The sequence below is a fragment of the Streptomyces sp. NPDC031418 genome (assembly GCF_055581605.1).
On the sequence record NZ_JBVIJC010000003.1, the window covers coordinates 324,933 to 344,988 of the forward strand.

A 20,056-nucleotide genomic window follows, 5' to 3' on the forward strand; every position below is an offset into this window, starting at 1 on the left:
GGGTACGCCGTGGTTTCTCGCGCAGTTCCCCGCGCCCCTTACGGCCGGCTGCCCTTGGCCAGTTCAAGAGCGTAGGCCGGCCACCAGTCCCCCGCCTTCGGGCCGCCCTTGCAGGTGCCGTCCGACTCTCCGGGCCTCTTGACCCACAGGTAGGCGTCCACCAGGGGGTCCCCGGTCCGGGTCGTCGGGGTGTCGCCCAGGGCCCGGCCCGGCGGGTTGCACCAGCGTTGGGCCGGGTCGCCGGTCGTGGCGGGGCCGTTGCCGTTCCTGCTCGTGTCGATGACGAAGTGTTTGCCGCCGACCTCGGCCGAGAGCTGTTTGCCGTAGGCGAGGGAGTCCCGGGTGGAGTAGAAGTTGGCGACGTTCACGGCGAAGCCGTCGGCCCGGTCGATGCCGGCCTGCCGCAGGGCCTGCTGGATCTGGTCGGGGTGGGCCCAGCCGGCGTTGCCCGCGTCCAGGTAGACCCTGGTGTTCCTCAGGGTCGTGAGCGTGGCGACCGCGCCCCTGAGGAGGTCGTAGCGCTCCTCCCGGAACCGAGCGGGGGTGCAGCCGTCCACCAGGTGGAGTACGGCGTCCGGTTCCAGGACCACCAGGGCGGGGCGGTCCTCGATGCCGCGGGCCACGGCGGCGATCCAGGCGCGGTAGCTGTCGCCGTCGGCGGCGCCGCCCTGCGAGTACTGGCCGCAGTCGCGGTGCGGGATGTCGTAGAGGACGAGCACGGCGGTGCGGTGCGCGTGGGCGGCGGCCTCGGTGAAACCGCGCGCCTCCTGCTCGGGGTTCTCCGGGCCGATCCACTCCCCCACCGGCTGCTCGGCGATCTTCCGGATCTGGGCGGCCTCGGCGGTGCGGCCGGCCCTGGCGTAGGCGGCGAGCTGACGGGCCGCGCTGCCGTCGGGGTTGACCCAGAACGGGTCGGCGGCCCGGGGCTGCTGGCGGATCGGGGCGCCCGGGTCCCCCTTTCCGGAGCCGTCCTCGTCCCCGCCGCCGGAGGTGCAGCCGGCGAGCAGCAGCGCCGCCCCCAGCAGCACCGCCGCCGCCCGTGCCCCTGCCGTGGACCGGGCCCCCCTGCTGTCGTCCATGCGTTTCCCCCCTGGGCGCGCTGGCGCACTGGTCTGGCGCCAATCGTGGCATATCCGATCTGTCCCCCACGAGGGCGCACGGGCGGGCGTCAGCGCCTGCCGGTGAGGTAGGCGGAGACGACCACGTTCGCCGTGTAGGCGTGGCTGGTGCGGTCGTAGCTGCCGCCGCAGGTGATCAGGCGGAGTTCGGCGCGGCCGGGCTTGCGGGGGCCGTAGGCGGTGTGGGCGTCGAAGCCGGTGCGGGGCAGGACACGGACGTCGTCGACGGTGAACTCGGCGACCCTGCCGTCCGCGCGGACCACCCGGACCGCGTCGCCGGGGGTGACGGTGCTGAGCCGGTAGAAGACGGCGGGGCGGGTGCGGGTGTCGACATGGCCGACGAGCAGCGCGGGGCCCGGGGCGCCGGGTCCGGGGCCGGCGCCGTACCAGCCGACGACGCCGGCCTGGTCGTAGGGCGGCGGGTCGATGGCGCCCCGGGCGTCCAGGCCGCGGGGCACCACGGGCGCCTGGACGCCGAGCCGGGGGATGTCGAGGCGCTGGGGCGGCGCGTCGGGCAGCGGTGCGGCGGCGGGTGGCAGCCGGGCGGGGTCGGCGGGGTGTCCGAGGGTGAGCACATCGCCGGTGGCGGGGCCGTCCGGCGGCCGGCGCTGGGGTACGCCGGTCACCTCGCGGCCCCAGAGCCAGAGCCCGAGCAGCAGGACGGCCCAGGTGAGGACGGTGAGGAGCCGGCCGGTGCCGGTGGGGCGGGAGGCGCGGTCCTCGGTCATGGGGCGGTCGGCACGGTCAGTGGCTGCGACGGCCGCGGCGGGCGCGCAGGCCCACGGCGAGTGCGGCACCGCCGGCGAGCGCGAGGCCGGTCACGGCCTGCCCGGTGTCGGGGCCGGAGGCGCTGGTGGCCACGGTCGCGAAGTGCGCGGTGCCCCCGCCGCCCGCCGCGACCGGGGCGACCGGGGAGGCGGGCGGCCGGGACGCCCCGGACCGGGCGGCGGCCTGGTCCAGGACGCGGATGTGCCCGGTGAGGAGGCGGTCGGCGCAGGCCACCTTCACGTCGTAGGAGCCCGGCTGCGCGGTGGAGCTCACCCGGGTGTCCCCGGTCAGCGCGGACGGGCCGCCGGTCAGCCGGGCGTCGCTGACGAAGGCGGGAGAGGCCGCGGAGGCCTGCCGCCCGGTGCAGCCGCTGACGCGCAGGGTCACCTCTGCGCCCGGTGCCGGGTCGGCGGGCGTCACCGTGACCGGGTCGCCGTCCGCCGCGTGGGCCGGGGAGCCGAACGCGGCCGCCCCCACCAGGAGACCGGTACAGAGAGTGAGGCGAATTGAGCCCATCGTGAACCTCCAGACATCAGGAGGTTCCCCCCGGCGGGGCGCCCCCGCATCCTCGGGGCGCCCCGGTTGCTCCGTCCGGGTGAAGCCGAAACGGGGGTCGGCCTCAGACGAGGTCGACCAGGTCGGCGATGGAGTCGACGACCTGGGAGGGCCGGAAGGGGTAGCGGTCGACGTCGGCCGGCTGGGTGACGCCGGTCAGCACCAGGAAGGTGCGCATCCCGGCCTCCAGGCCCGCGAGGACGTCGGTGTCCATGCGGTCACCGATCATCGCGGAGGCCTCCGAGTGTGCGCCGATGGCGTTGAGCCCGGCCCGCATCATCAGCGGGTTGGGCTTGCCGACGAAGTACGGCTTCTTGCCGGTCGCGGCGGTGATCAGCGCGGCGACCGAGCCGGTGGCGGGCAGGTCGCCCTCGGTGGACGGGCCCACGTTGTCCGGGTTGGTGGCGATGAACCGGGCGCCGGCATTGATGAGCCGCACCGCCTTGGTGAGGGCCTCGAAGGAGTAGGTGCGGGTCTCGCCGAGGATCACGAAGTCGGGGTCGTGGTCGGTGAGGATGTAGCCGATGTCGTGCAGCGCGGTGGTGAGGCCGGCCTCGCCGATGACATAGGCGCTGCCGCCGGGCCGCTGGTCGTTCAGGAACTGGGCGGTGGCCAGCGCCGAGGTCCAGATGTTGTCCACCGGCACGTCCAGACCCATGCGCCGCAGCCGGGCGTGCAGGTCGCGGGCGGTGTAGATGGAGTTGTTGGTGAGCACCAGGAAGGGCCGCCCGGACTCACGCAGCTTCTTGAGGAAGGCGTCGGCGCCGGGAATCGGCACGCCCTCGTGGATGAGGACGCCGTCCATGTCGGTGAGCCACGACTCGATGGGCTTGCGGTCTGCCATGCTGTGCGTCTCCTGGCGTACGACGGTCGAGAAAGGCGGGGGCGCCGGAACCACGGCGTACCGACGCCACCAGCCTAATCAGAGCGGCCTGATCTTGACCCCTGCCGGGCGAAGATCGTCCCGGTGCCCGGCTCAGCGGGCTCCGGCGAGCAGCGCGGGCAGGCCGGCCACGGAGTCGAGGACGTGAGTGGCGCCGGCGGCCCGGAACTCCGCGTCCCCGTGGGCGCCGGTACGCACCCCGGCGACCAGGCCCGCGCCCGCCCGTACGCCGCTGAGCACGTCGTAGGAGGTGTCGCCGACCACGGCGACCTGCCGCACGTCCTCGGCGGCCCTGGTGCGCAGGAACGCCTCCAGGACCATGTCCGGGTACGGCCGCCCGCGCCCGCCGGCGTCGGCCGGGCACAGGGTGAGCGGGACGAGGTCCCGCCAGCCCAGGGCGTCGAGGAGGGCGTCCTGGGTGACCCGGGCGAAACCGGTGGTCAGCACGACGGTACGGCCGTCGGCGGCCAGCTCCTCGATGGTCTCGCGGGCCCCCGGCACCGGGGCGATCAGACCGGCGTCGACCAGGTGGCCGTACGCCTTCTCGAAGGCGGTGTTGGCGCGCCGGGCGCGGTCCTCGTCGCCGAACAGGTGCCGGAAGACGGAGATCTTGGACTCGCCCATGGTGGCGCGGACGTAGGAGAGGTGCTCGGTGTGCTCGGCCGAGCCGGGCTCGACGCCGAGTTCGGCGGCGGCCGCGGCGAAGGCCCGCTCGACCAGGCCGCCGTCGGCGACGGTCGTGCCGGCCATGTCGAGGACGACGAGTCGGATGTCGGTCATGGGGTCGCTCACCAGCCCAGTTCGTTCGCGGTGGTCTCGGCTATCGCGGGGGCGCAGGTCATGCCGCGCCCGCCGGGCCCGGTGACCAGCCACACCCCGTCGCCCACCTGCTGCCGGTGCACGATCCGGCCGGGTTCGGTGCACTGCGCATAGACGCCGGCCCAGCGGCGGCGGATGCGGGGCAGCGGGCGGCCGAGGAGGGATTCCACGACGCCGGTGAGGTGCTCGTAGGGCTCCTCGACGGTGTCGAAGGCGAAGGGGTGCTCGTACTCGTGGGTGTCGCCGATGGTCAGTCCGCCGTCGGCGCGCTGCACCATCAGCAGCTGCATCCGGTGGGCCGCGGCGGTCTTGGGCTGCGGCTGCCCGGCGTTGAGACGGTCCAGCGCCGGGGAGGCGTAGGCGGGGTAGTAGCGGAAGCTGTCGGCGTCGGCGACGGAGGTCGGCAGCGGCTCGCCCAGCGGGTCGGTCTGCATCATCTGGAGGCGCACCCGGCGCACGGGGAGGTCCGGTCCGGCGAGTTCGCGGACGAGTCCGCCGAGCCAGGCGCCGGTGCACAGCACGACCGCGTCGGCGTGGTGCACGTCCCCGTGGTCGTCCCGGACGGTCCCGGCGCCGACGACCTCGCGCACCTCCCGGCCGGGCAGGAAGGTGTAGTCGGGGGACTTCAGCAGCTCGGCGCGGAGGGCCAGTTGGGCGGTGCGCGGCTCGACGGCCGCGTCCCGCTCGCAGTACAGGGCGGCGGTGAAGTCGCCGCGCAGCGCCGGGTTGAGGGCGCGGGCCTCGCTCGGGAGCAGGAGCTTGTAGCCACGGGCGGCGGCGTCCGCGCGGGCGACGGCGGCCTCGGCGACGGCCAGCTCCAGGGGGCCGCGGACGGGGGTCAGGGAGCCGTTCGCCCGGAAGCCCAGGGCCGGTACGCGGGCGCCGATCCCCTCCCACAGCTCCCGCGCCCGCAGCGCGGTCTCCAGCTCCTCTCCGCCGGCGCGGCCGCTGACCCAGATCTGCCCGAAGTTGCGCAGCGAGGCGCCGCGCGCCTCGGTCTCGCGCTCGATCTGGACGACCTGATGGCCGCGCCGTATCGCGTGCCAGGCGTGCATGGTGCCCACCACGCCTGCTCCGACGACTGTCACTCTCACGGCGGCAACGCTCCTCGCTCGGGGAACCGGGGACATCCGGCTGTCCACGAGCGTGGACCACCTCTCCTATTTGGGCTAGACCCGTTATTTATTTGTGACATTATGGCAGCGGTCGATATCCGGATTTCTCAGCCCTTGAGGTGCGCGCTGAAGGAGAAACGGTCGCCCCGGTACAGCGACCGCACGCGCTCCAGGGGCTTGCCCTCGGTGTCCCGGGAGACGCGGTGGATCAGCAGCATCGGAAGGGCGGGCGGGGTGCCGATGAGCAGGGCCTCGCGGGGGGTGGCCAGCACGGTCTCGATCCGCTCGTCGGCGTCCCCGAAGGCGATGCCCTGGGCGGCGAGATAGCCGTAGAAGGAGGAGTCGGGGTCGAAGTCCGCGTCCAGCCGGGGCACCCGCCCGACCGCGACATAGGTGCTCTCCAGGCCGACCCGCTCGTCGTCGGCGAGCAGCACCCGTTCCAGGTGCCAGACCGGCTCGCCCCGCGTCAGCCCGGTCTCGGCGGCGAGGGCGGCCGGGCACGGGAAGCGGTCGAGGGAGACGAGCGTACGGCCGGGGGTACGGCCCTGCCGGCGCACCCCTTCGGTGTAGCTGGCGAGGGACAGCGGCTGGGCCAGCTTGGGTCCGGCGACGACCGTGCCCCGGCCGCGCCGGCGCAGCCGCCCCTCCAGCACCAGCTCCCGTACCGCCTGCCGCACGGTCTCCCGGGCCACGTCGTACCGCTCCGCGAGGTCCCGCTCGGTCGGGATGGCGCCGCCCTCCCCCAGCTCCTCCAGCAGCGTCTCGATGCGTGCCTTGACCGCGTAGTACTTGGGGATGCGCCCGTGCTCGGGGATGCCGGAGCGGACGGGGGCGCCGGGGGCCTGGTCGTTCGGGTAGTCCACGCAGGGATCGTCGCAGACCGGCGGGGCGGCTTCGGATCAGGGGCGTCTGCGGGCGAACAGGAAGGCGGCGGCGCCGAGGGCGAGGAGGGCGGCGGTGGCGGCGAGCAGGACGGCGGCGCGGCCGGGCCCGGTCCCGGCCAGCTCGCGGCCCCGCTGCCCGGCGTCCTCCACGTCCCCGGCGGCTTCCTCCTTGTCACCGGCGGCCTCCTCCGCATCGTCCGCGACCTCCTCCGCGTCCTCGGCGGCGGGCGGGGAGGAGGCCGGGGGCGCGGTGCCGGAGGTCGCTCCGGGGGAGGGGGACGGTTCCCCGGTGACGGGCGGCCGGGGACCCGGCGTGTCCGTGGGCTCCGGCGTCTCCTCGTCGCCGTCGATGCGGAAGTGGTAGGCGTTGGACTCGCCGACCCAGTCCCCGTCCCGGCCCAGGTGCTGGACGACGGCAGCGTTGGCGGTGACGCCGTCCGCCGCGGCGTCGGAGGCGAGCGCGAGTCTGACCCTGACGCTGACGGTCCTGCCGGGCGGCACGGTGAAGCCGTCGAACCCGGCGCCGTCGAGCACCCCGACCAGCTCCTGCTCGTCGGTGCCGTGCAGGGGGACCAGGTGGGTCCGCCTGCCGTCGTCGAAGTCCAGCTCGGCCTGGTCAGGGCGGAGGGTGCGGTGGTCGTCCACGAGGACGACGACCGGGTGGATCCGGGTGCAGGTGCGGTGGGTGGTGTTGGTGAGGTCGATGTACCAGGTGCCGTATCCGCCGCCGGGGTCGTACGTGGCCGGCCCGCCGCGGATCCGGGTGGCGAGCGGGAAGTTCCGGGCGTCGGCGGCGGCACAGGGGGCGGTGTCGTCGGCGGCGCGGGAGGGCGTGGCGAGGGCCAGAGGGGCGACGGTGGTCGCGGCTGCGGCGAGGCAGAGGGACAGGGACGTACACAGTCGCATGAACACATGACCATGCCGGGCGAGGTGGGAGGGCGAGGGGCGCCACTCCGGGGCCACGCGCCAGGTCCGCCCGATCAGAGGACCGGCACATAGGGATCCGCTGCTGCCACGGGGGCCGGACCATACGGATCCGCTCCGGTCAGGAGGACATCCGCTCCCCCGGCCGCCCGTACCGAAGCCCCCTTACGCCTCCCCCCACCCGAACAGCGGCGCCAACAGCAGCTGGGCCGCGCCCTCCGCGACCCCTCGTTCGCCTCGCGGAGCGACCCGTACCGGGCCCGCGCTGACCCCCTCCCGGCGGGCTCGCGCGTCCAGCACCTCCCCGACCCCGCGGACGTACACCTCGGGCGCCGCCGTGACCGTGCGGCCGCCGAGCAGGACCAGGTCGATGTCCAGCAGCCCCACCAGGTTCGCGGCCGCCACGCCCAGCACCCGGGCCGCCTCCGCCGGGTCCCCGCGCCGTACCGCCGCCAGGCACAGCGCCTCCACGCAGCCACGGTTCCCGCACTCGCACGGCGGCCCGTCCAGCTGGATCACCTGGTGGCCGAACTCCCCGGCGCCGGTCCGCGCCCCCCGGTGCAGCTGTCCGCCGATCACCAGACCGGCGCCCAGCCCGGTGCCCAGATGGAGATAGGCGAAGGAGCCGCCCAGGCCGCCGACCGCCACGCCCAGCGCCGCCGCGTTCGTGTCCTTGTCCACCACCACCGGCACCCCCAGCCGCTCCGCCAGCGCGTCCCGCAGCGGAAAGCCGGCCCACTCCGGGAAGCCGGTGAGCCGGTGCAGCACCCCCCGGGTGTGGTCCAGCGGTCCGGGCAGCGCGACCCCCACCCCCAGCAGCGACCGCGCCCCGGCCGGTCCCGCCGCGCCGGGCCCCAGCTCCTCCTCGACCACCCGGCGCACCGCCCGGGCGACCTCGCCGAGCACGACCTCCGCCCCGGCGCCCAGGTCCAGCGCGTCGCGGTGTTCGCCGACCACGGCGCCGTCCAGGTCGGCCAGCACCACCCGCAGCTCGTCCCGGTCCAGGTGCACCCCGACCGCGTGCCCGGCCTCCGGCACCAGTCGCAGCACGGTCCGCGGCTTGCCCCCGGTCGAGGCCCGCCGCCCGGCGTCCGTCGCCAGCCCGTCCTCCCGCAGCCGAGCGGTGATCTTGCTGACGGCCTGCGGGGTCAGCCCGGTGCGCTCGGCCAGTTCCAGCCGGCTGATGCCCTGCGCCCCGGCCGCGCGCAGCAGCCCCAGCACCAGGGCGGCGTTGTGCGAGCGCACCGCCCCGAGATTCGCCCCCGTCGGCCCACCGCGTCCCGTGCTCCTGTTCACCCCGACATTGTCCCCTCCGCTTGCACTTTGGAAACAGCGTTGCGAAAGTGGGGCGCATGACAGGACACACGACAGGACAGCTCCGCGTCGGCCTGATCGGCTACGGCCTCGCCGGCTCCGTCTTCCACGCCCCGCTGATCGCCGCCACCGCGGGCCTCACCCTGGACACCGTGGTCACCTCCAGCCCCGAGCGGCAACAGCAGGCGCGGGCCGAGTTCCCGGACGTGACGCTCGCCGCCGGCGCCGACGAGCTGTTCGACCGCGCCGCCGAGCTGGACCTGGTCGTCATCGCCTCCCCGAACAGGACGCACGTCCCGCTCGCCACCGCCGCGCTCAAGGCCGGGCTGCCGGTGGTCGTGGACAAGCCCGTCGCCGGTACGGCGGCCGAGGCGCGCGCGCTCGCCGCCCTCGCCGAGGAGCGCGGCCTGCTCCTGTCCGTCTTCCAGAACCGCCGCTGGGACGGCGACTTCCTGACCATCCGCAAGCTGGTCTCCCAGGGCGACCTGGGCGACGTCCAGCGCTTCGAGTCCCGCTTCGAGCGCTGGCGTCCGCAGCCCAAGGGCGGCTGGCGCGAGTCCGGCGACCCGGCCGAGATCGGCGGCCTGCTCTACGACCTCGGCAGCCATGTCGTCGACCAGGCACTGGTCCTCTTCGGCCCGGCCGCCGAGGTGTACGCCGAGACGGACGTCCGCCGCCCCGGCGCCGAGACCGACGACGACACCTTCATCGCGCTCACCCACGCGTCCGGCGTCCGCTCCCACCTCTACGTCTCCGCCACGGCCGCCCAGCTCGGCCCCCGCTTCCGGGTCCTCGGCTCGCGCGCGGGCTTCGTGAAGTACGGCCTCGACCCGCAGGAGGGCGCGCTGCGCGAGGGCCTGCGCCCCGGCCCCCGGTGGGGCGCCGAGCCCGAGTCCCTGTGGGGCCGGATCGGCGCCGGCGAGTCCCCGCTGACCGGCGGCGGCACCGCCGTACCGACCGAGGCGGGCGACTACCCGGCCTACTACGCGGCCGTCGCCGACGCCCTGACCGGCGCCGGCCCCAACCCGGTGACCGCGCTGGAGGCGGCCGCCACCCTGGACGTACTGGAAGCGGCCCGCAGGTCCGCCGAAGAGAAGGCGACGGTGACCCTCTGATGCACCACCCGCAGATCACCCCGCGCGCCACACCCGAACTGACGCCCAGCGTCGCCGAGTTGGAGGCGCAGGAACGGCGTCTGGTCTTCCGCCGGTTCACCGAGGACGACGCGTGGGCGCTCGGTTCGCTCCTGGTCGAGCTGGCCCGCGAGCGGCAGGCCCCGGTCGCCGTCGACATCCACCGCGCCGGGCAGCAGCTCTTCCACGCGGCCCTGCCGGGTGCCACCGCGGACAACGACGCCTGGATCGCCCGCAAGCGCCGGGTGGTGGAGCGCTACGGCGCCTCCTCCTACCTGGTCGGCGCCCGCTTCCGGGCCAAGGGCACCACCTTCGAGGACTCCTCCCGGCTCGACCCCGGCCGCTACGCGGCCCACGGCGGCTCGTTCCCGATCCGCGTCGAACACGTCGGCGTCATCGGCGCGGTGACGGTCTCCGGTCTCCCCCAACTCCAGGACCACCGCTTCGTGGTGGAGGCGCTGGAGCAGTTCCTGGCGGACTGACGGCCGGGGAATGATCCCGGTGGCCCTCCGGTTGGCATGAGCTGTCACGGCCACCGCAGACAGTACGGACGGCATCGCGCCGCCGCCGACCGGAGGGACCCGACCGATGAGCGACACCCCAGGCCAGCTGAAGGACACGGTAGGCCCGTACGGCATCTGGAGCGCCGGTCTGCGCTCGGAGGACCCGGAGCTGCGCGGCGCACTCGCCGACAGCGCCGCCGAACTGGAACAGCTCGGCTTCGGCGCCGTCTGGCTCGGCAGCAGCCCCGCCGCCCGGCACGCCGTACCGCTGCTGGAGGCGACCTCGACCCTCGTGGTCGGCACCAGCATCCAGAGCATCTGGCAGTACGACGCCGCCGCCGGCGCGGAGTCCTTCGCGGAGCTGGAGGCCGCGCACCCCGGCCGGTTCGTGCTCGGCCTCGGCGTCAGCCACGCCAAGCTCGCCGACCAGTACCGCCGCCCGTACTCGGCGATGACCGGCTACCTCGACGCCCTGGACGCGGCCGGGGTGCCCGCCGGGCGCCGGGTGCTGGCCGCCCTCGGCCCGAAGATCCTTGAGCTGTCCCGGGACCGGGCGGCGGGCGCGGTGCCGTACCTGGTCACCGCCGAACACACCGCCCGGGCGCGGGAGATCCTCGGCGCGGACGCGCTGCTCGCGCCCGAGCTGAAGGTGGTCCTGGAGGCCGACCCCGAGCGGGCCCGCACCCTCGCCCGCAGCGCCCTCGCGATCTATCTCTCGCTGCCCAACTACACCAACAACTTCCTGCGGCTCGGCTTCACCGAGGAGGACCTGGCCGACGGCGGCAGCGACCGGCTGGTCGACGCGGTCTTCGCCTGGGGCGACGACAGCCGGGTACGGGAGCGCATCGACGCCTTCCGGCAGGCGGGCGCGGACCACATCGCCCTCCAGGTGGTGACGGAGGACGGCCCGTTGGCCCTGCCGCGGGCGGAGTGGCGCAGGCTCGCCGACCTCCTGAAGTGACGAGCGGGGGCGGGGTCCGGTTCAGGCGTCCTTCAGTTCCTGCCGCTGCCGGCCCAGCCCCTCGATCTCCAGCTCGACCACGTCGCCTGCGCGCAGGAACGGCTTGGGCTCGGGCTGTCCCATGGCCACCCCGGCCGGCGTGCCGGTGTTGATGACGTCACCGGGGTAGAGGGTCATGAACCGGCTGACGTACCGCACGACCTCGCCCACCGGGAAGATCTGCTCGGCCGTCGTGCCGTCCTGCTTCAGCTCGCCGTTGACCCACAGCCTCAGCGGCAGCCGCTGCGGGTCGGGCACCTCGTCGGCCGTGACCAGCCAGGGGCCCAGCGGGTTGAACGTCTCGCAGTTCTTGCCCTTGTCCCAGGTCCCGCCCCGCTCGATCTGGTACTCGCGCTCGGAGACGTCGTGGGCGACCGCGTACCCGGCGACATGCGCGAGCGCCTCCTCGGCCGACTCCAGATAGCGGGCCGTACGCCCGATGACGACGGCCAGCTCCACCTCCCAGTCGGTCTTGGCGGAGCCGCGGGGCACGAGCACGGTGTCGTTCGGGCCGACGACCGTGTCCGGCGCCTTCATGAAGACGACCGGCTCGGCGGGCGCCTCGGCGCCGGTCTCCCGGGCGTGGTCGTGGTAGTTGAGCCCGATGCACACGATCTTCCCGATCCGGCCGAGCGGCGGTCCGATGCGCAGCCCGGCCGGGTCCAGCGCGGGCAGCTCGCCGGAGTCGGCCGCCGCGCGGATCCGGTCGAGCGCGGCGGCGTCGGCGAGGAGCGTGCCGTCGATGTCGTCCACGAGCGCCGAGAGGTCCCGCAGGGTTCCCCCGGCGTCGAGCAGCGCGGGGCGCTCGGCCCCTGCCGTACCGACGCGCAGCAGCTTCATGGTCACAATCTCCCTCGATCGCGGGCGCCCGTCCGACGGGTGCAGCCATCGGAAGGACTGGCTGATCCTCCAATTCGGCTGTCCAGTCCGCAAGACCCTGTTCACGTACTGGACCGTAACCGTGGCTCCTACCGGTACAGCGCGGCCCGTTCCAGGGCGCTCCAGGTGGTGGAGGTGACGACGTACAGCGCGGCCGCGAGCGGTACGACGGCCACGGTGACGAGGGTGAAGAAGGACATGAAGGGTGCGGCCTTGGTGAGCGCGCCGAGCCCCGGGACCTGTTCGCCGGTCCCGGTGGCCGCCGGGACCGGGTTCTGGGCCATGGTCCGCTTGGTGCGCCGGTAGGTGAAGGCGGCGACGGCCGCGACGAGCACGAACAGCGCGAGGTAGACGAGCCCGGCCGGACCGAGGAGGCCGCCGTCGGCGAGCGCGTCGGCCCACCGCCCGCCGAGCGGGGCCGCGAACAGCCGGTGGGCGAGCAGCGCGTTGCCGGCGCCGCCGATCTCGGCGCTGGAGAAGAGGTGGTAGAGGAGGAAGAAGGCGGGGAGCTGGAGCAGGCTGGGCAGACAGCCGGACAGCGGCGAGACCTTTTCCTCGGTGTGCAGCTCCAGCACCGCCCGCTGGAGCCGCTGCGGGTCCTGGGCGTGCTTCTCGCGCAGCTCGGCGATGCGCGGCTGGAGTGCGGCGCGGGCGCGCTGGCCACGGGCGGCGGCCCGGGACAGCGGGTGGACGAGGAGTCGTACGAGGGCGGTGAACACCACGATCGCCACGGCGGCCGCGGAGCCGTGGAACAGCGGCCGGAGCAGGTCGGCGAGGTGCTCGACCAGCTGGGCGAAGAGGGAGAAGAGGTCGGAGAAGACGGACATGGGTGAGCCCTCCGGGGGGTCTCGTCGTGCCGGAGGCATCCGGAGAGGTGCGGATGCGTGGGAAGAGCGCGGAATGCGCTCGGCGGCAGGACGACCCGCGCGGGGTCACGTGAGGGAAAGAGAGAAGACGTGCCCTACGCGGCGGTCGCCGGCAGGACGCGTCCGGGCGCCCGGGGCCGTCGCCGGCCGGGTGCGTCGGGGTCGCGTTGCGGCAGGAAGGCGGTACGCCGGGCCCGGTCGCGGATGGCCGTACGCACCCGGTGGGGCGGTACGGCGGGCACGCACCGCGCGGCGATCAGCGCGCACGCGGTGAACGCGGAACCGGCCGCGGCGGTCGCGGCGAGCGCCACGGTGGTGAAGAGGGAGCCGGTGTCGAGCAGCACGACCGGCAGCAGCAGAAGCAGCAGGGAAAGGAGCAGCGGGGCGAGCGCGCGCGACCGCGCGAGACTGCGGATCATCTGGCTCCCTCCCCCGGTCACGGCCCTCAACGGCCTCTGTTCTGCCCTCTTTTATACCTGACCGGCTGTCATGCCCGACGGGCGGAGGCGGACAATGGGAGGGTGAAGACTTCCTCACTCGTCCTCGCCTACGACGGGGACTGCGGCTTCTGCCAGGCGTCCGTCGACCGGATCCGGGCCCTCGCCCGGCCGGCGATCGACGCGGTGCCCTGGCAGTTCCTGCCCGAGGAGACGACCGCGCCCCATCTGCGACGCCTGGAGACGGAGGTGCTGCTGCTGGACGGCGGCACGGTCGTCGCGGGCGGTGCCGACGCGCTCGCCCGGTTCGCGGCCTCCTCCCCGGCGCGTGCGCCCCGCGCTGTGGCGGCCCTCGTCGGGGCCCCGGGGGTGCGCGCCCTGTCCCGGGCGGTGTACCGCCAGGTGGCCCGGCACCGTCACCGGCTGCCCGGCTCCACCCCGGCCTGCGCCGTCCCCCCGCGGCACGCCTGACCCGCCCCTGTCCGAGAGACACCGGCCACGAACAGAAGCCGGTGGCCAGGGGACCATCCACCCGAGAGGACCGGCCCTGCCTCCCATACCCACCTGCGTCCTGAGCGACTCGGCTCCCGCCCGGCTGAGCGACGGCCACGCGACGGACCGGTTCGTCGAGATCGGCTCCTTCACCAAGGTGCTCACCGGCACCGCCCTCGTCCGCATGGCCGCCGCGGGCCTGCTCGGCCTGGACGACCCCGTCGAGCGCTGGCTCCCGGCCGCTCCCGGCACCGGCATCACCCTGCGGCAGCTCGCCGACCACACCTCGGGGCTGCCCCGGCTGCCGCCCGGCACCAGGGGCCGCGACCCGTACGCCGCCTTCGACCGGGCCGCCCTGCACCGGCTGCTCGGCCGGCTGGACCGGGTCGCGGTGCGGCCGGCGGGGCAGCAGGAGGAGTACTCCAACCTGGGGTACGCCGTCCTGGGTGCGGCGCTGGCGGGCGCGGCCGGCACCTCGTACGAGGAACTGGTCGGCGAGCATGTGCTGCGCCCGCTCGACGTCCACGAGGTGAGCGCGCGGCCCGACCCGGCGCGGCGGCTGCTCGCGCCCGGCTTCCTGGGCCGCCCCCGACGGCCGTGGACCATGGACGGGGCGATCCTTCCGGCGGGCGGCCTGTGGGCCACTCCGCGGGCGGTCGCCGACCTGCTGGTCCGGCTGGTCATCGAGCGCCGGCTGGGCGAGCCCGCCCCGACCTGGGCCACGGCGGGCCCGATCCGCTGGCACAACGGGGCGACCCGGCACGCCTCGCTCTTCGCCGGAGCCGTACAGGACGGCCGCTGGGCGGTGGTCCACCGGCTGAACGGCGACCCGGAGGGGACGGACCGGGCGGGCGTCGACGTGCTGCGGGGCGAGTGAGCCGGACCGGTCGTCCATGAGCGGCAGGACGGCTCCGGGCGGGACGGTCGCCGCCTCGGCTCAGCGCGGGCGCACGGACACCAGCTTGCCCCACACCACCATCCGGTACCGCGAGGTGAACTCGGGGGTGCAGGTGGTCAGGGTGATGTAGGAGCCGGGCTCGTCGTACCCGTAGCCGGGCCGGACCAGGGAGCGCGGGACGGGCCGGACCACCCCCGAGTCCCGGGCCGAGGTCCGCGGCAGGATGCGGTCGACGTCGTAGGTGTACGTCGCCGTGGCCGTCTCCACCTCGACGGCGTCCCCGCGCCGCAGCCGGGGCAGGTACCGGAACGGCTCGCCGTGCGTGTTGCGGTGCCCGGCGAGCGCGAAGTTCCCCGCCTGGCCGGGCTGTTGGGTGCCCCGGTAGTGGCCGACGTACCCCTTGTCGAGGACGTCCGCCTTGCCCACCCCCTCGGCGACGGGCACCCGGAGCCCGAGCCGGGGGATGGTCAGCACGGCGTACGCCTGGGACGGCCGGGGCGGGGCGTCGGCGGCCGGCCGGTAGGAGCGGTGCGGGGCGGGGGCACCGGCCGTGGGCGCGGGCGTGGACGTCGTACCCGATCCGTCCCCCGGTCCGCCACCCGATCCGCCGGCGGAACTCCCGCCGGAGCCCCCGCCGGAGGCGTCCCGCCCCCACTGCCGCTCCAGGGCCTGCGCGGTCCGCTCGGCGCCGCGCCGGGCCTCCCGGTTGGTCCACCACACCTGGTGCACGACCAGCAGCAGAAGCACCACCCCGACGGTGACGAGCGCCTCGCCGCCGCCCCACAGCACCCGCCGGCGCCGAGCCCGCCGACGCCGGTCACCGTGCCGTACGACCCGTACCCGCGCCATGCCGCCTCCCCCACCGAACGGCCGGAAGTCGCCCGCACGATAGACGGGGACGCTTCAACCGGCCAGAGCCGCACCGGGACCAGGGCTTTCTCCAGCCGTTTTCACAAGCACCGGAGAAAGGGGTGTCAGACCTCTCGACATCCCCACCCGCCACCCCCGATGCTTCGTGCTGCCGGAGCCGCACGGAGAGGCAGACGACCCATGATCCGACGCAGAACGCTGCTGGCCGCCGCGGGCGGTGGCCTCCTCGGCAGCGCCCTGGCCACGGGCACCGCCCGCGCGGACGCGACGATTTCCGTCAACCCGTCCGCGACCTACGGCACCTGGGAGGGCTGGGGCACGTCCCTGGCCTGGTGGGCGAACGTCTTCGGCACCCGGGACGACTTCGCCGACATCTTCTTCACCACCAAGTCCACGACGTACAACGGCACTTCACTCCCCGGTCTCGGCCTGAACATCGCCCGCTACAACCTGGGCGCGTGCAGCTGGAACAGCGTGAACGGCGCGACGATGACGGCCTCGCCCAACATCCCCGCCTTCAAGCAGATCGAGGGCTACTGGCAGGACTGGACGAACGAGGACCCGGCCTCCTCGGCCTGGAAGTGGACGGCGGACGCGAGCCAGCGGGCGATGCTGGTGAAGGCGACCCAGCGCGGCGCGATCTCCGAGCTGTTCGCCAACTCCCCGATGTGGTGGATGTGCTCCAACCACAACCCCTCCGGCGCCGCCGACGGCGGCAACAACCTCCAGTCCTGGAACTACCGCCAGCACGCCTCCCACCTGGCCGCGGTCGCCCTGCACGCGAAGCAGAACTGGGGCGTGGACTTCGCCACGGTGGAGGCCTTCAACGAGCCCTCGTCCTCCTGGTGGACGTCGACCGGCACCCAGGAGGGCTGCCACATCGACTCCACCGTGCAGGCGGCCGTACTGCCGTATCTGCGCAGCGAGCTGGACAAGCGCGGTCTGACGGGGACCAGGATCTCCGCCTCCGACGAGACCAACTACGACCTGGCCCGCACCACCTGGGGCTCCTTCTCCGCCACCACGAAGGGCTATGTCGACCGGGTCAACGTGCACGGCTACCAGGGCTCCGGCGGTCGCCGCGACCTGCTCTACACGGACGTCGTCACGACGGCCGGCAAGGCCCTGTGGAACTCGGAGACCGGCGACGGCGACGCCACCGGCCTGACCACGGCCAGCAACCTCCTCTACGACTTCCGCTGGCTGCATCCCACCGCCTGGGTCTACTGGCAGGTGATGGACCCGAGCGCCGGCTGGGCCACGATCGCGTACGACGCCTCGACCCTCCAGCCGGGCGCGGTCCAGACGAAGTACTACGTACTAGCCCAGTTCACCCGTCATATCCGGCCCGGGATGACGATCCTCGACACCGGGGTGAGCTATGCCGCGGCCGCCCTGGACCGGGCGGCGAAGCGCCTGGTGATCGTGGCGGCGAACACGTCGGCCTCGGCCCAGACCCTGACCTTCGACCTCTCCCGCTTCTCCGCGGTGACCGGCGGCTCGGGCGGGCTCGTCCCACGCTGGAACACGGTCACGACGGGCGGCGACCGCTACACGGCCCACTCGGACATCCGACTGTCCGGCAGGACGGTGTCGGTCCCCTTCGCCGCGAAGTCGGTGCAGACGCTCCAGATCGACGGGGTCACGGTGTGAGGGCCGAGCAGGTCACCGTGTCAGGGCCGAGGGCAGCGGAAGGGCGTCCTGGTAGCCGTTCAGCGGGCGGGGCACCTTCGTGACGGTGCGGGCGTCGAGCGCGACCTGCGCGGACCTGGTGCCGAGCGTGCCGCCGGGGTGCCAGGTCCCGGTGACCGACACCCAGGTGTTGGCGGGCAGCGTGGGTCCGCCGTAGATCCGCACCTTCACGGACTGGGCGTCGGCGGCGCAGCAGCTGATGATGATCCGCGTCAGATCCCAGCTGTGGTCGTCGTGCGGGGTGACGATCCCGGTCATCAGCACGGTGCGCCCCTCGATCGCCCGCCCGCGGTCCTGCTGCACCCGGCCGGTGAAGTCGGACAGGGTGAGGGGCAGCGGCGAGGTCGCGGGCAACGGCTCGAACGACCGCCGCTCGGCGATGGCCTTGGCCGGCTGCCGGGAGGCGGTGTAGGCGCCGAGGGCGGGCGGGGCGTAGACGAGGAGGCTGAGCGCGGGGAGGAGGAGCAGCCAGGCGACGCGGGGCAGACCGGAGTGATCGTGCCCGTGCGACGCTTCCCCTGCGTGGGGACGGTCGAGGAGCAGGCTCGCGACCCCGAGGAGGAGCAGGACGGCCCCGGAGGCGATGAGCAGCGGCCGCATGCTCTCCTTCACATATCGCAGGCAGAGGTCGGTGAGGAGGGAGATGTGCAGCAGCCCGGCCCCGCAGAGCAGCAGCAGCCCCGCCTGGAGAACCCCTCGCCACGACGGTCGCTGGATCCGCCTCACAGCACCACTCCCCCGATCAGCGCGCTGCACGCGATGGCGACGACGACGGTGGCGGCGGAGAACCGTACGGCGAAGGCCCGCCCGAAGGTGCCCGCCTGAAGGGCGATGAGCTTGAGGTCGACCATGGGCCCCACCACCATGAACACCAGCCGCGCCACCGCCGGGAACCCGGTCAGCGAGGCGGCGAGAAAGGCGTCGGCCTCGGAACACACCGCGAGCAGCACCGCGAGCCCGGCCAGGAAGAGCACCGACAGCCAGGTGGACCCGGCGAAGGTGTCGAGCACGGAGCGCGGCACGGCGACGTTGAAGGTGGCCGCGGCCATGGCCCCGAGCACCAGGTAGCCGCCCGCGTGCAGGAAGTCGTGCTGGAACCCGGCCCGGAACTCGTCCCACCGGCTGCGCCCCTCCGTGTGCCCGGCGTGCCGCACGGCCGGCCGCAGCCACTCGGCCCGCCCGAACCGCAGCCAGAGCCAGCCCATCGCGACGGCGGTGGCGAGGGAGGCGAGCAGCCGGGCCAGCACCATGCCGGGCTGCCCGGGAAAGGCGACGGCGGTGGCCGTGAGCACCACGGGATTGACGGCCGGCGCGGACAGCAGGAAGGCGAAGGCGGCCGCGGGCGTGACCCCGCGCCCGATGAGACTGCTCGCGACCGGCACGGAGGCGCACTCGCACCCCGGCAGGACGACGCCCGCGACCCCGGCCACCGGTACGGCGAGAAAGGGCCGCCGGGGAAGGAAGCGCCGGAAGACCCGCTCGGGCACGAACGCGTTGATCGCACCGGACAGCGCGGTCCCCAGCAGCAGGAAGGGCAGGGCCTGCACGGTGACGGCGAGACACACGGTCCGCCAGGCCTGCACGGCGGGGGCGTCGCCCCAGCGCCCGACGAGAAAGAGAAGGGTCCCGGGCACGACGGCGGCCGCGAGCAGCATCAGCCCCCAATGCCGAGGCAACTGCTCGTCCCCGCCCCTCCCGGCCTCTCCTATCTCTGCTTCTGTCTCTGCTTCTCTGTCTGCTTCTATGTCTGCTTCGGTCGGAGCCACCCCACCCGTCCTCTGCATGCCGACTCCGCGTGTTAGACGTCGGCTCCGAAGATAGCGGCCTGCCCCGTACGCTCCCCCACGCGCCTCACTTTTGTCACCGGCCGGCAGTACGGTGTCCCTCATGCGCCCCGACACGCCTGCCGAGAACGTCGACCACCCCGCCGAGGCGGCACGCCTGGAGCGGACCGCCGCCCTGTACCCCGAGGACGCCGAGACCCTGATCCTGCGCGCCGCGGCCCACCTGGAACTCTCCGGCGACCGCCCCGCCGCCACCGCGCTCTACGACCGCCTGCTGTCGACCCCGGACGCCCTGGACAACCCGGCACTGGTGCGAGCCCTGAAGGCCTCGAACCTCTGGGAGTACGGCCATGAGGCGGAGGCCCGGGCGATCATCGAGGGCATCCGCACCGCGGCGCCCCGGGACCCGGCGCCCTGGGTGATCGTGGCGGAGGCCCTGGAGTCGCACGACGAGCTGGACGCGGCGGAGCAGACCTTCACCGAGGCGACGACCCTCCTCCTCTCGCCCGAGGAACCCCCGCCGCCGGCGGCTCACTCCCTCCTCTACGGCCGCCACCGCGTCCGCCGTATGCGCGGCCTCCCGCACGACGACTGGGACACCCTGGCCGACAGCCTCCACACCTCCCCGGTCACCCTGGACGAACTCCACGACCCGAAACGCGTGTGGTCCCTGGGCTCCGACAACCCGGCGGAGCTGGAGGCGGAGATCTCCCGCCTGCGCGCGGAACTGGGCGCCTACCGAGCGGCCCTCTCCCGCCCCTTCCCGGTGGCGGTCCTGCACTGGCCGGCCCCCGAACTGGCCGAGCTGCTGTCGGCGTACCCGGCCCTGACCTCGGAGTACCCCTCCCACGAGGCCCACCTGTCGGCCATAGAGTCCTCCCTGCGCGAACTGGCCTCCTCCGGCACCCCCAACCTGGGCATCGTCACGGGCACGGTCCCCTCCTACGAAGCCTTCGCCGCAGCAGAAGCCACCACCCCCGAAGACCCCGCCCTCCTCCCCCAATACGCCACCACCCTCGCCTCCCGCGGCCGAGCAACGGCCTGGCCGCCGGGGAGGGGGGAGGGGTGCTGGTGCGGCACGGAGCTGTCGTACGAGCGGTGCCACGGGGTGTAAGCCCGCGC

Annotated in this window: 22 protein-coding genes; 7 read left to right on the top strand and 15 right to left on the bottom strand. The window is 74.2% G+C overall.

All coding sequences use genetic code 11. From position 1 onward, the window contains the following. Positions 1-38: 38 nt before the first annotated feature. The 9 genes from ACZ5CZ_RS05650 to ACZ5CZ_RS05690 all read right to left on the bottom strand — a co-directional run bounded on the left by ACZ5CZ_RS05650 (position 39) and on the right by ACZ5CZ_RS05690 (position 8,362). Positions 39-1,079, bottom strand: coding sequence for a glycoside hydrolase family 6 protein (locus ACZ5CZ_RS05650; RefSeq protein ID WP_468939461.1), 1,041 nt, complete (start codon positions 1,077-1,079; stop codon positions 39-41). A gap of 89 nt (positions 1,080-1,168) precedes the next feature. Beyond that, positions 1,169-1,846, bottom strand: a complete 678-nt coding sequence (locus ACZ5CZ_RS05655) for a class F sortase (protein WP_468939464.1) — start codon at positions 1,844-1,846, stop codon at positions 1,169-1,171. Positions 1,847-1,862: 16 nt separating this feature from the next. Continuing rightward, positions 1,863-2,402, bottom strand: a complete 540-nt coding sequence (locus ACZ5CZ_RS05660) for a hypothetical protein (RefSeq protein ID WP_468939466.1) — start codon at positions 2,400-2,402, stop codon at positions 1,863-1,865. 103 nt (positions 2,403-2,505) lie between these two features. Further along, on the bottom strand, positions 2,506-3,285 hold the full coding sequence (locus ACZ5CZ_RS05665; protein ID WP_385843697.1) for an HAD-IIA family hydrolase: 780 nt from the start codon (positions 3,283-3,285) through the stop codon (positions 2,506-2,508). 132 nt (positions 3,286-3,417) lie between these two features. Further along, positions 3,418-4,104, bottom strand: a complete 687-nt coding sequence (locus ACZ5CZ_RS05670) for a phosphonatase-like hydrolase (RefSeq protein WP_468939470.1) — start codon at positions 4,102-4,104, stop codon at positions 3,418-3,420. A gap of 8 nt (positions 4,105-4,112) precedes the next feature. After that, positions 4,113-5,198 (bottom strand): TIGR03364 family FAD-dependent oxidoreductase, encoded by a 1,086-nt coding sequence (locus tag ACZ5CZ_RS05675; protein WP_468939617.1) that lies wholly within the window; start codon positions 5,196-5,198, stop codon positions 4,113-4,115. Positions 5,199-5,365: 167 nt separating this feature from the next. Beyond that, the gene (locus ACZ5CZ_RS05680) at positions 5,366-6,121 is read right to left on the bottom strand and encodes a GntR family transcriptional regulator (protein ID WP_468939472.1); all 756 of its coding nucleotides are present in this window, start codon (positions 6,119-6,121) and stop codon (positions 5,366-5,368) included. 36 nt (positions 6,122-6,157) lie between these two features. Continuing rightward, on the bottom strand, positions 6,158-7,048 hold the full coding sequence (locus ACZ5CZ_RS05685) for a hypothetical protein (protein ID WP_468939475.1): 891 nt from the start codon (positions 7,046-7,048) through the stop codon (positions 6,158-6,160). Positions 7,049-7,231: 183 nt separating this feature from the next. Then, positions 7,232-8,362 carry an ROK family transcriptional regulator gene (locus tag ACZ5CZ_RS05690; protein ID WP_468939478.1) on the bottom strand — a complete coding sequence of 377 codons (1,131 nt, stop codon included), beginning with the start codon at positions 8,360-8,362 and terminating at the stop codon, positions 7,232-7,234. A gap of 56 nt (positions 8,363-8,418) precedes the next feature. On the opposite strand from ACZ5CZ_RS05690, the gene ACZ5CZ_RS05695 reads away from it, so the two are divergent. The 3 genes from ACZ5CZ_RS05695 to ACZ5CZ_RS05705 all read left to right on the top strand — a co-directional run bounded on the left by ACZ5CZ_RS05695 (position 8,419) and on the right by ACZ5CZ_RS05705 (position 10,977). Next, entirely contained in the window at positions 8,419-9,495 is a 1,077-nt protein-coding gene (locus ACZ5CZ_RS05695; protein WP_385843690.1) for a Gfo/Idh/MocA family oxidoreductase, read from the top strand. After that, positions 9,495-9,995, top strand: a complete 501-nt coding sequence (locus tag ACZ5CZ_RS05700; protein ID WP_450786936.1) for a heme-degrading domain-containing protein — start codon at positions 9,495-9,497, stop codon at positions 9,993-9,995. The genes ACZ5CZ_RS05695 and ACZ5CZ_RS05700 overlap by 1 nt, the downstream gene beginning before the upstream one ends. Positions 9,996-10,101: 106 nt before the next feature. Then, positions 10,102-10,977: an LLM class F420-dependent oxidoreductase gene (locus ACZ5CZ_RS05705; protein ID WP_385843688.1), complete on the top strand. Its 876-nt coding sequence runs from the start codon at positions 10,102-10,104 to the stop codon at positions 10,975-10,977. Positions 10,978-10,998: 21 nt separating this feature from the next. On the opposite strand, the gene ACZ5CZ_RS05710 is transcribed toward ACZ5CZ_RS05705, so the two are convergent. The 3 genes from ACZ5CZ_RS05710 to ACZ5CZ_RS05720 all read right to left on the bottom strand — a co-directional run bounded on the left by ACZ5CZ_RS05710 (position 10,999) and on the right by ACZ5CZ_RS05720 (position 13,180). Continuing rightward, on the bottom strand, positions 10,999-11,856 hold the full coding sequence (locus ACZ5CZ_RS05710; protein ID WP_468939483.1) for a fumarylacetoacetate hydrolase family protein: 858 nt from the start codon (positions 11,854-11,856) through the stop codon (positions 10,999-11,001). 128 nt (positions 11,857-11,984) lie between these two features. Then, on the bottom strand, positions 11,985-12,722 hold the full coding sequence (locus ACZ5CZ_RS05715) for a YidC/Oxa1 family membrane protein insertase (RefSeq protein WP_468939486.1): 738 nt from the start codon (positions 12,720-12,722) through the stop codon (positions 11,985-11,987). 134 nt (positions 12,723-12,856) lie between these two features. Then, positions 12,857-13,180: a DUF6412 domain-containing protein gene (locus tag ACZ5CZ_RS05720; RefSeq protein ID WP_385843683.1), complete on the bottom strand. Its 324-nt coding sequence runs from the start codon at positions 13,178-13,180 to the stop codon at positions 12,857-12,859. A gap of 102 nt (positions 13,181-13,282) precedes the next feature. Between ACZ5CZ_RS05720 and ACZ5CZ_RS05725 the strand changes: the two genes are divergently transcribed. Continuing rightward, positions 13,283-13,669 carry a thiol-disulfide oxidoreductase DCC family protein gene (locus ACZ5CZ_RS05725; RefSeq protein ID WP_385843682.1) on the top strand — a complete coding sequence of 129 codons (387 nt, stop codon included), beginning with the start codon at positions 13,283-13,285 and terminating at the stop codon, positions 13,667-13,669. 124 nt (positions 13,670-13,793) lie between these two features. Then, entirely contained in the window at positions 13,794-14,567 is a 774-nt protein-coding gene (locus tag ACZ5CZ_RS05730) for a serine hydrolase domain-containing protein (RefSeq protein WP_468939619.1), read from the top strand. Between the two features lie 60 nt (positions 14,568-14,627). On the opposite strand, the gene ACZ5CZ_RS05735 is transcribed toward ACZ5CZ_RS05730, so the two are convergent. Then, a complete protein-coding gene (locus ACZ5CZ_RS05735) occupies positions 14,628-15,437 on the bottom strand; it encodes a class E sortase (protein WP_468939491.1) in 810 nt (269 codons plus the stop codon). Positions 15,438-15,638: 201 nt separating this feature from the next. Here ACZ5CZ_RS05735 and ACZ5CZ_RS05740 point away from each other — a divergent pair, with 201 nt between their 5' ends. Then, positions 15,639-17,111, top strand: coding sequence for a glycoside hydrolase (locus ACZ5CZ_RS05740; protein WP_468939494.1), 1,473 nt, complete (start codon positions 15,639-15,641; stop codon positions 17,109-17,111). A gap of 12 nt (positions 17,112-17,123) precedes the next feature. Here ACZ5CZ_RS05740 and ACZ5CZ_RS05745 read toward each other — a convergent pair whose 3' ends face one another. Both ACZ5CZ_RS05745 and ACZ5CZ_RS05750 read right to left on the bottom strand, forming a co-directional pair. After that, positions 17,124-17,867 (bottom strand): TIGR03943 family putative permease subunit, encoded by a 744-nt coding sequence (locus tag ACZ5CZ_RS05745; RefSeq protein WP_468939622.1) that lies wholly within the window; start codon positions 17,865-17,867, stop codon positions 17,124-17,126. A gap of 5 nt (positions 17,868-17,872) precedes the next feature. Beyond that, positions 17,873-18,934 carry a permease gene (locus ACZ5CZ_RS05750; protein WP_468939497.1) on the bottom strand — a complete coding sequence of 354 codons (1,062 nt, stop codon included), beginning with the start codon at positions 18,932-18,934 and terminating at the stop codon, positions 17,873-17,875. Positions 18,935-19,037: 103 nt separating this feature from the next. Between ACZ5CZ_RS05750 and ACZ5CZ_RS05755 the strand changes: the two genes are divergently transcribed. After that, positions 19,038-20,048, top strand: a complete 1,011-nt coding sequence (locus ACZ5CZ_RS05755) for a tetratricopeptide repeat protein (protein WP_468939500.1) — start codon at positions 19,038-19,040, stop codon at positions 20,046-20,048. Positions 20,049-20,056 lie beyond the last annotated feature (8 nt).

Bases quoted from the DNA above. Each gene is read 5' to 3' on its own strand.
- ACZ5CZ_RS05650 (WP_468939461.1), bottom strand. From the start codon at position 1,079: ATGGACGACAGCAGGGGGGCCCGGTCCACGGCAGGGGCACGGGCGGCG.
- ACZ5CZ_RS05655 (WP_468939464.1), bottom strand. From the start codon at position 1,846: ATGACCGAGGACCGCGCCTCCCGCCCCACCGGCACCGGCCGGCTCCTC.
- ACZ5CZ_RS05660 (WP_468939466.1), bottom strand. From the start codon at position 2,402: ATGGGCTCAATTCGCCTCACTCTCTGTACCGGTCTCCTGGTGGGGGCG.
- ACZ5CZ_RS05665 (WP_385843697.1), bottom strand. From the start codon at position 3,285: ATGGCAGACCGCAAGCCCATCGAGTCGTGGCTCACCGACATGGACGGC.
- ACZ5CZ_RS05670 (WP_468939470.1), bottom strand. From the start codon at position 4,104: ATGACCGACATCCGACTCGTCGTCCTCGACATGGCCGGCACGACCGTC.
- ACZ5CZ_RS05675 (WP_468939617.1), bottom strand. From the start codon at position 5,198: ATGCACGCCTGGCACGCGATACGGCGCGGCCATCAGGTCGTCCAGATC.
- ACZ5CZ_RS05685 (WP_468939475.1), bottom strand. From the start codon at position 7,048: ATGCGACTGTGTACGTCCCTGTCCCTCTGCCTCGCCGCAGCCGCGACC.
- ACZ5CZ_RS05695 (WP_385843690.1), top strand. From the start codon at position 8,419: ATGACAGGACACACGACAGGACAGCTCCGCGTCGGCCTGATCGGCTAC.
- ACZ5CZ_RS05700 (WP_450786936.1), top strand. From the start codon at position 9,495: ATGCACCACCCGCAGATCACCCCGCGCGCCACACCCGAACTGACGCCC.
- ACZ5CZ_RS05705 (WP_385843688.1), top strand. From the start codon at position 10,102: ATGAGCGACACCCCAGGCCAGCTGAAGGACACGGTAGGCCCGTACGGC.
- ACZ5CZ_RS05710 (WP_468939483.1), bottom strand. From the start codon at position 11,856: ATGAAGCTGCTGCGCGTCGGTACGGCAGGGGCCGAGCGCCCCGCGCTG.
- ACZ5CZ_RS05715 (WP_468939486.1), bottom strand. From the start codon at position 12,722: ATGTCCGTCTTCTCCGACCTCTTCTCCCTCTTCGCCCAGCTGGTCGAG.
- ACZ5CZ_RS05720 (WP_385843683.1), bottom strand. From the start codon at position 13,180: ATGATCCGCAGTCTCGCGCGGTCGCGCGCGCTCGCCCCGCTGCTCCTT.
- ACZ5CZ_RS05735 (WP_468939491.1), bottom strand. From the start codon at position 15,437: ATGGCGCGGGTACGGGTCGTACGGCACGGTGACCGGCGTCGGCGGGCT.
- ACZ5CZ_RS05740 (WP_468939494.1), top strand. From the start codon at position 15,639: ATGATCCGACGCAGAACGCTGCTGGCCGCCGCGGGCGGTGGCCTCCTC.
- ACZ5CZ_RS05750 (WP_468939497.1), bottom strand. From the start codon at position 18,934: ATGCAGAGGACGGGTGGGGTGGCTCCGACCGAAGCAGACATAGAAGCA.
- ACZ5CZ_RS05755 (WP_468939500.1), top strand. From the start codon at position 19,038: ATGCGCCCCGACACGCCTGCCGAGAACGTCGACCACCCCGCCGAGGCG.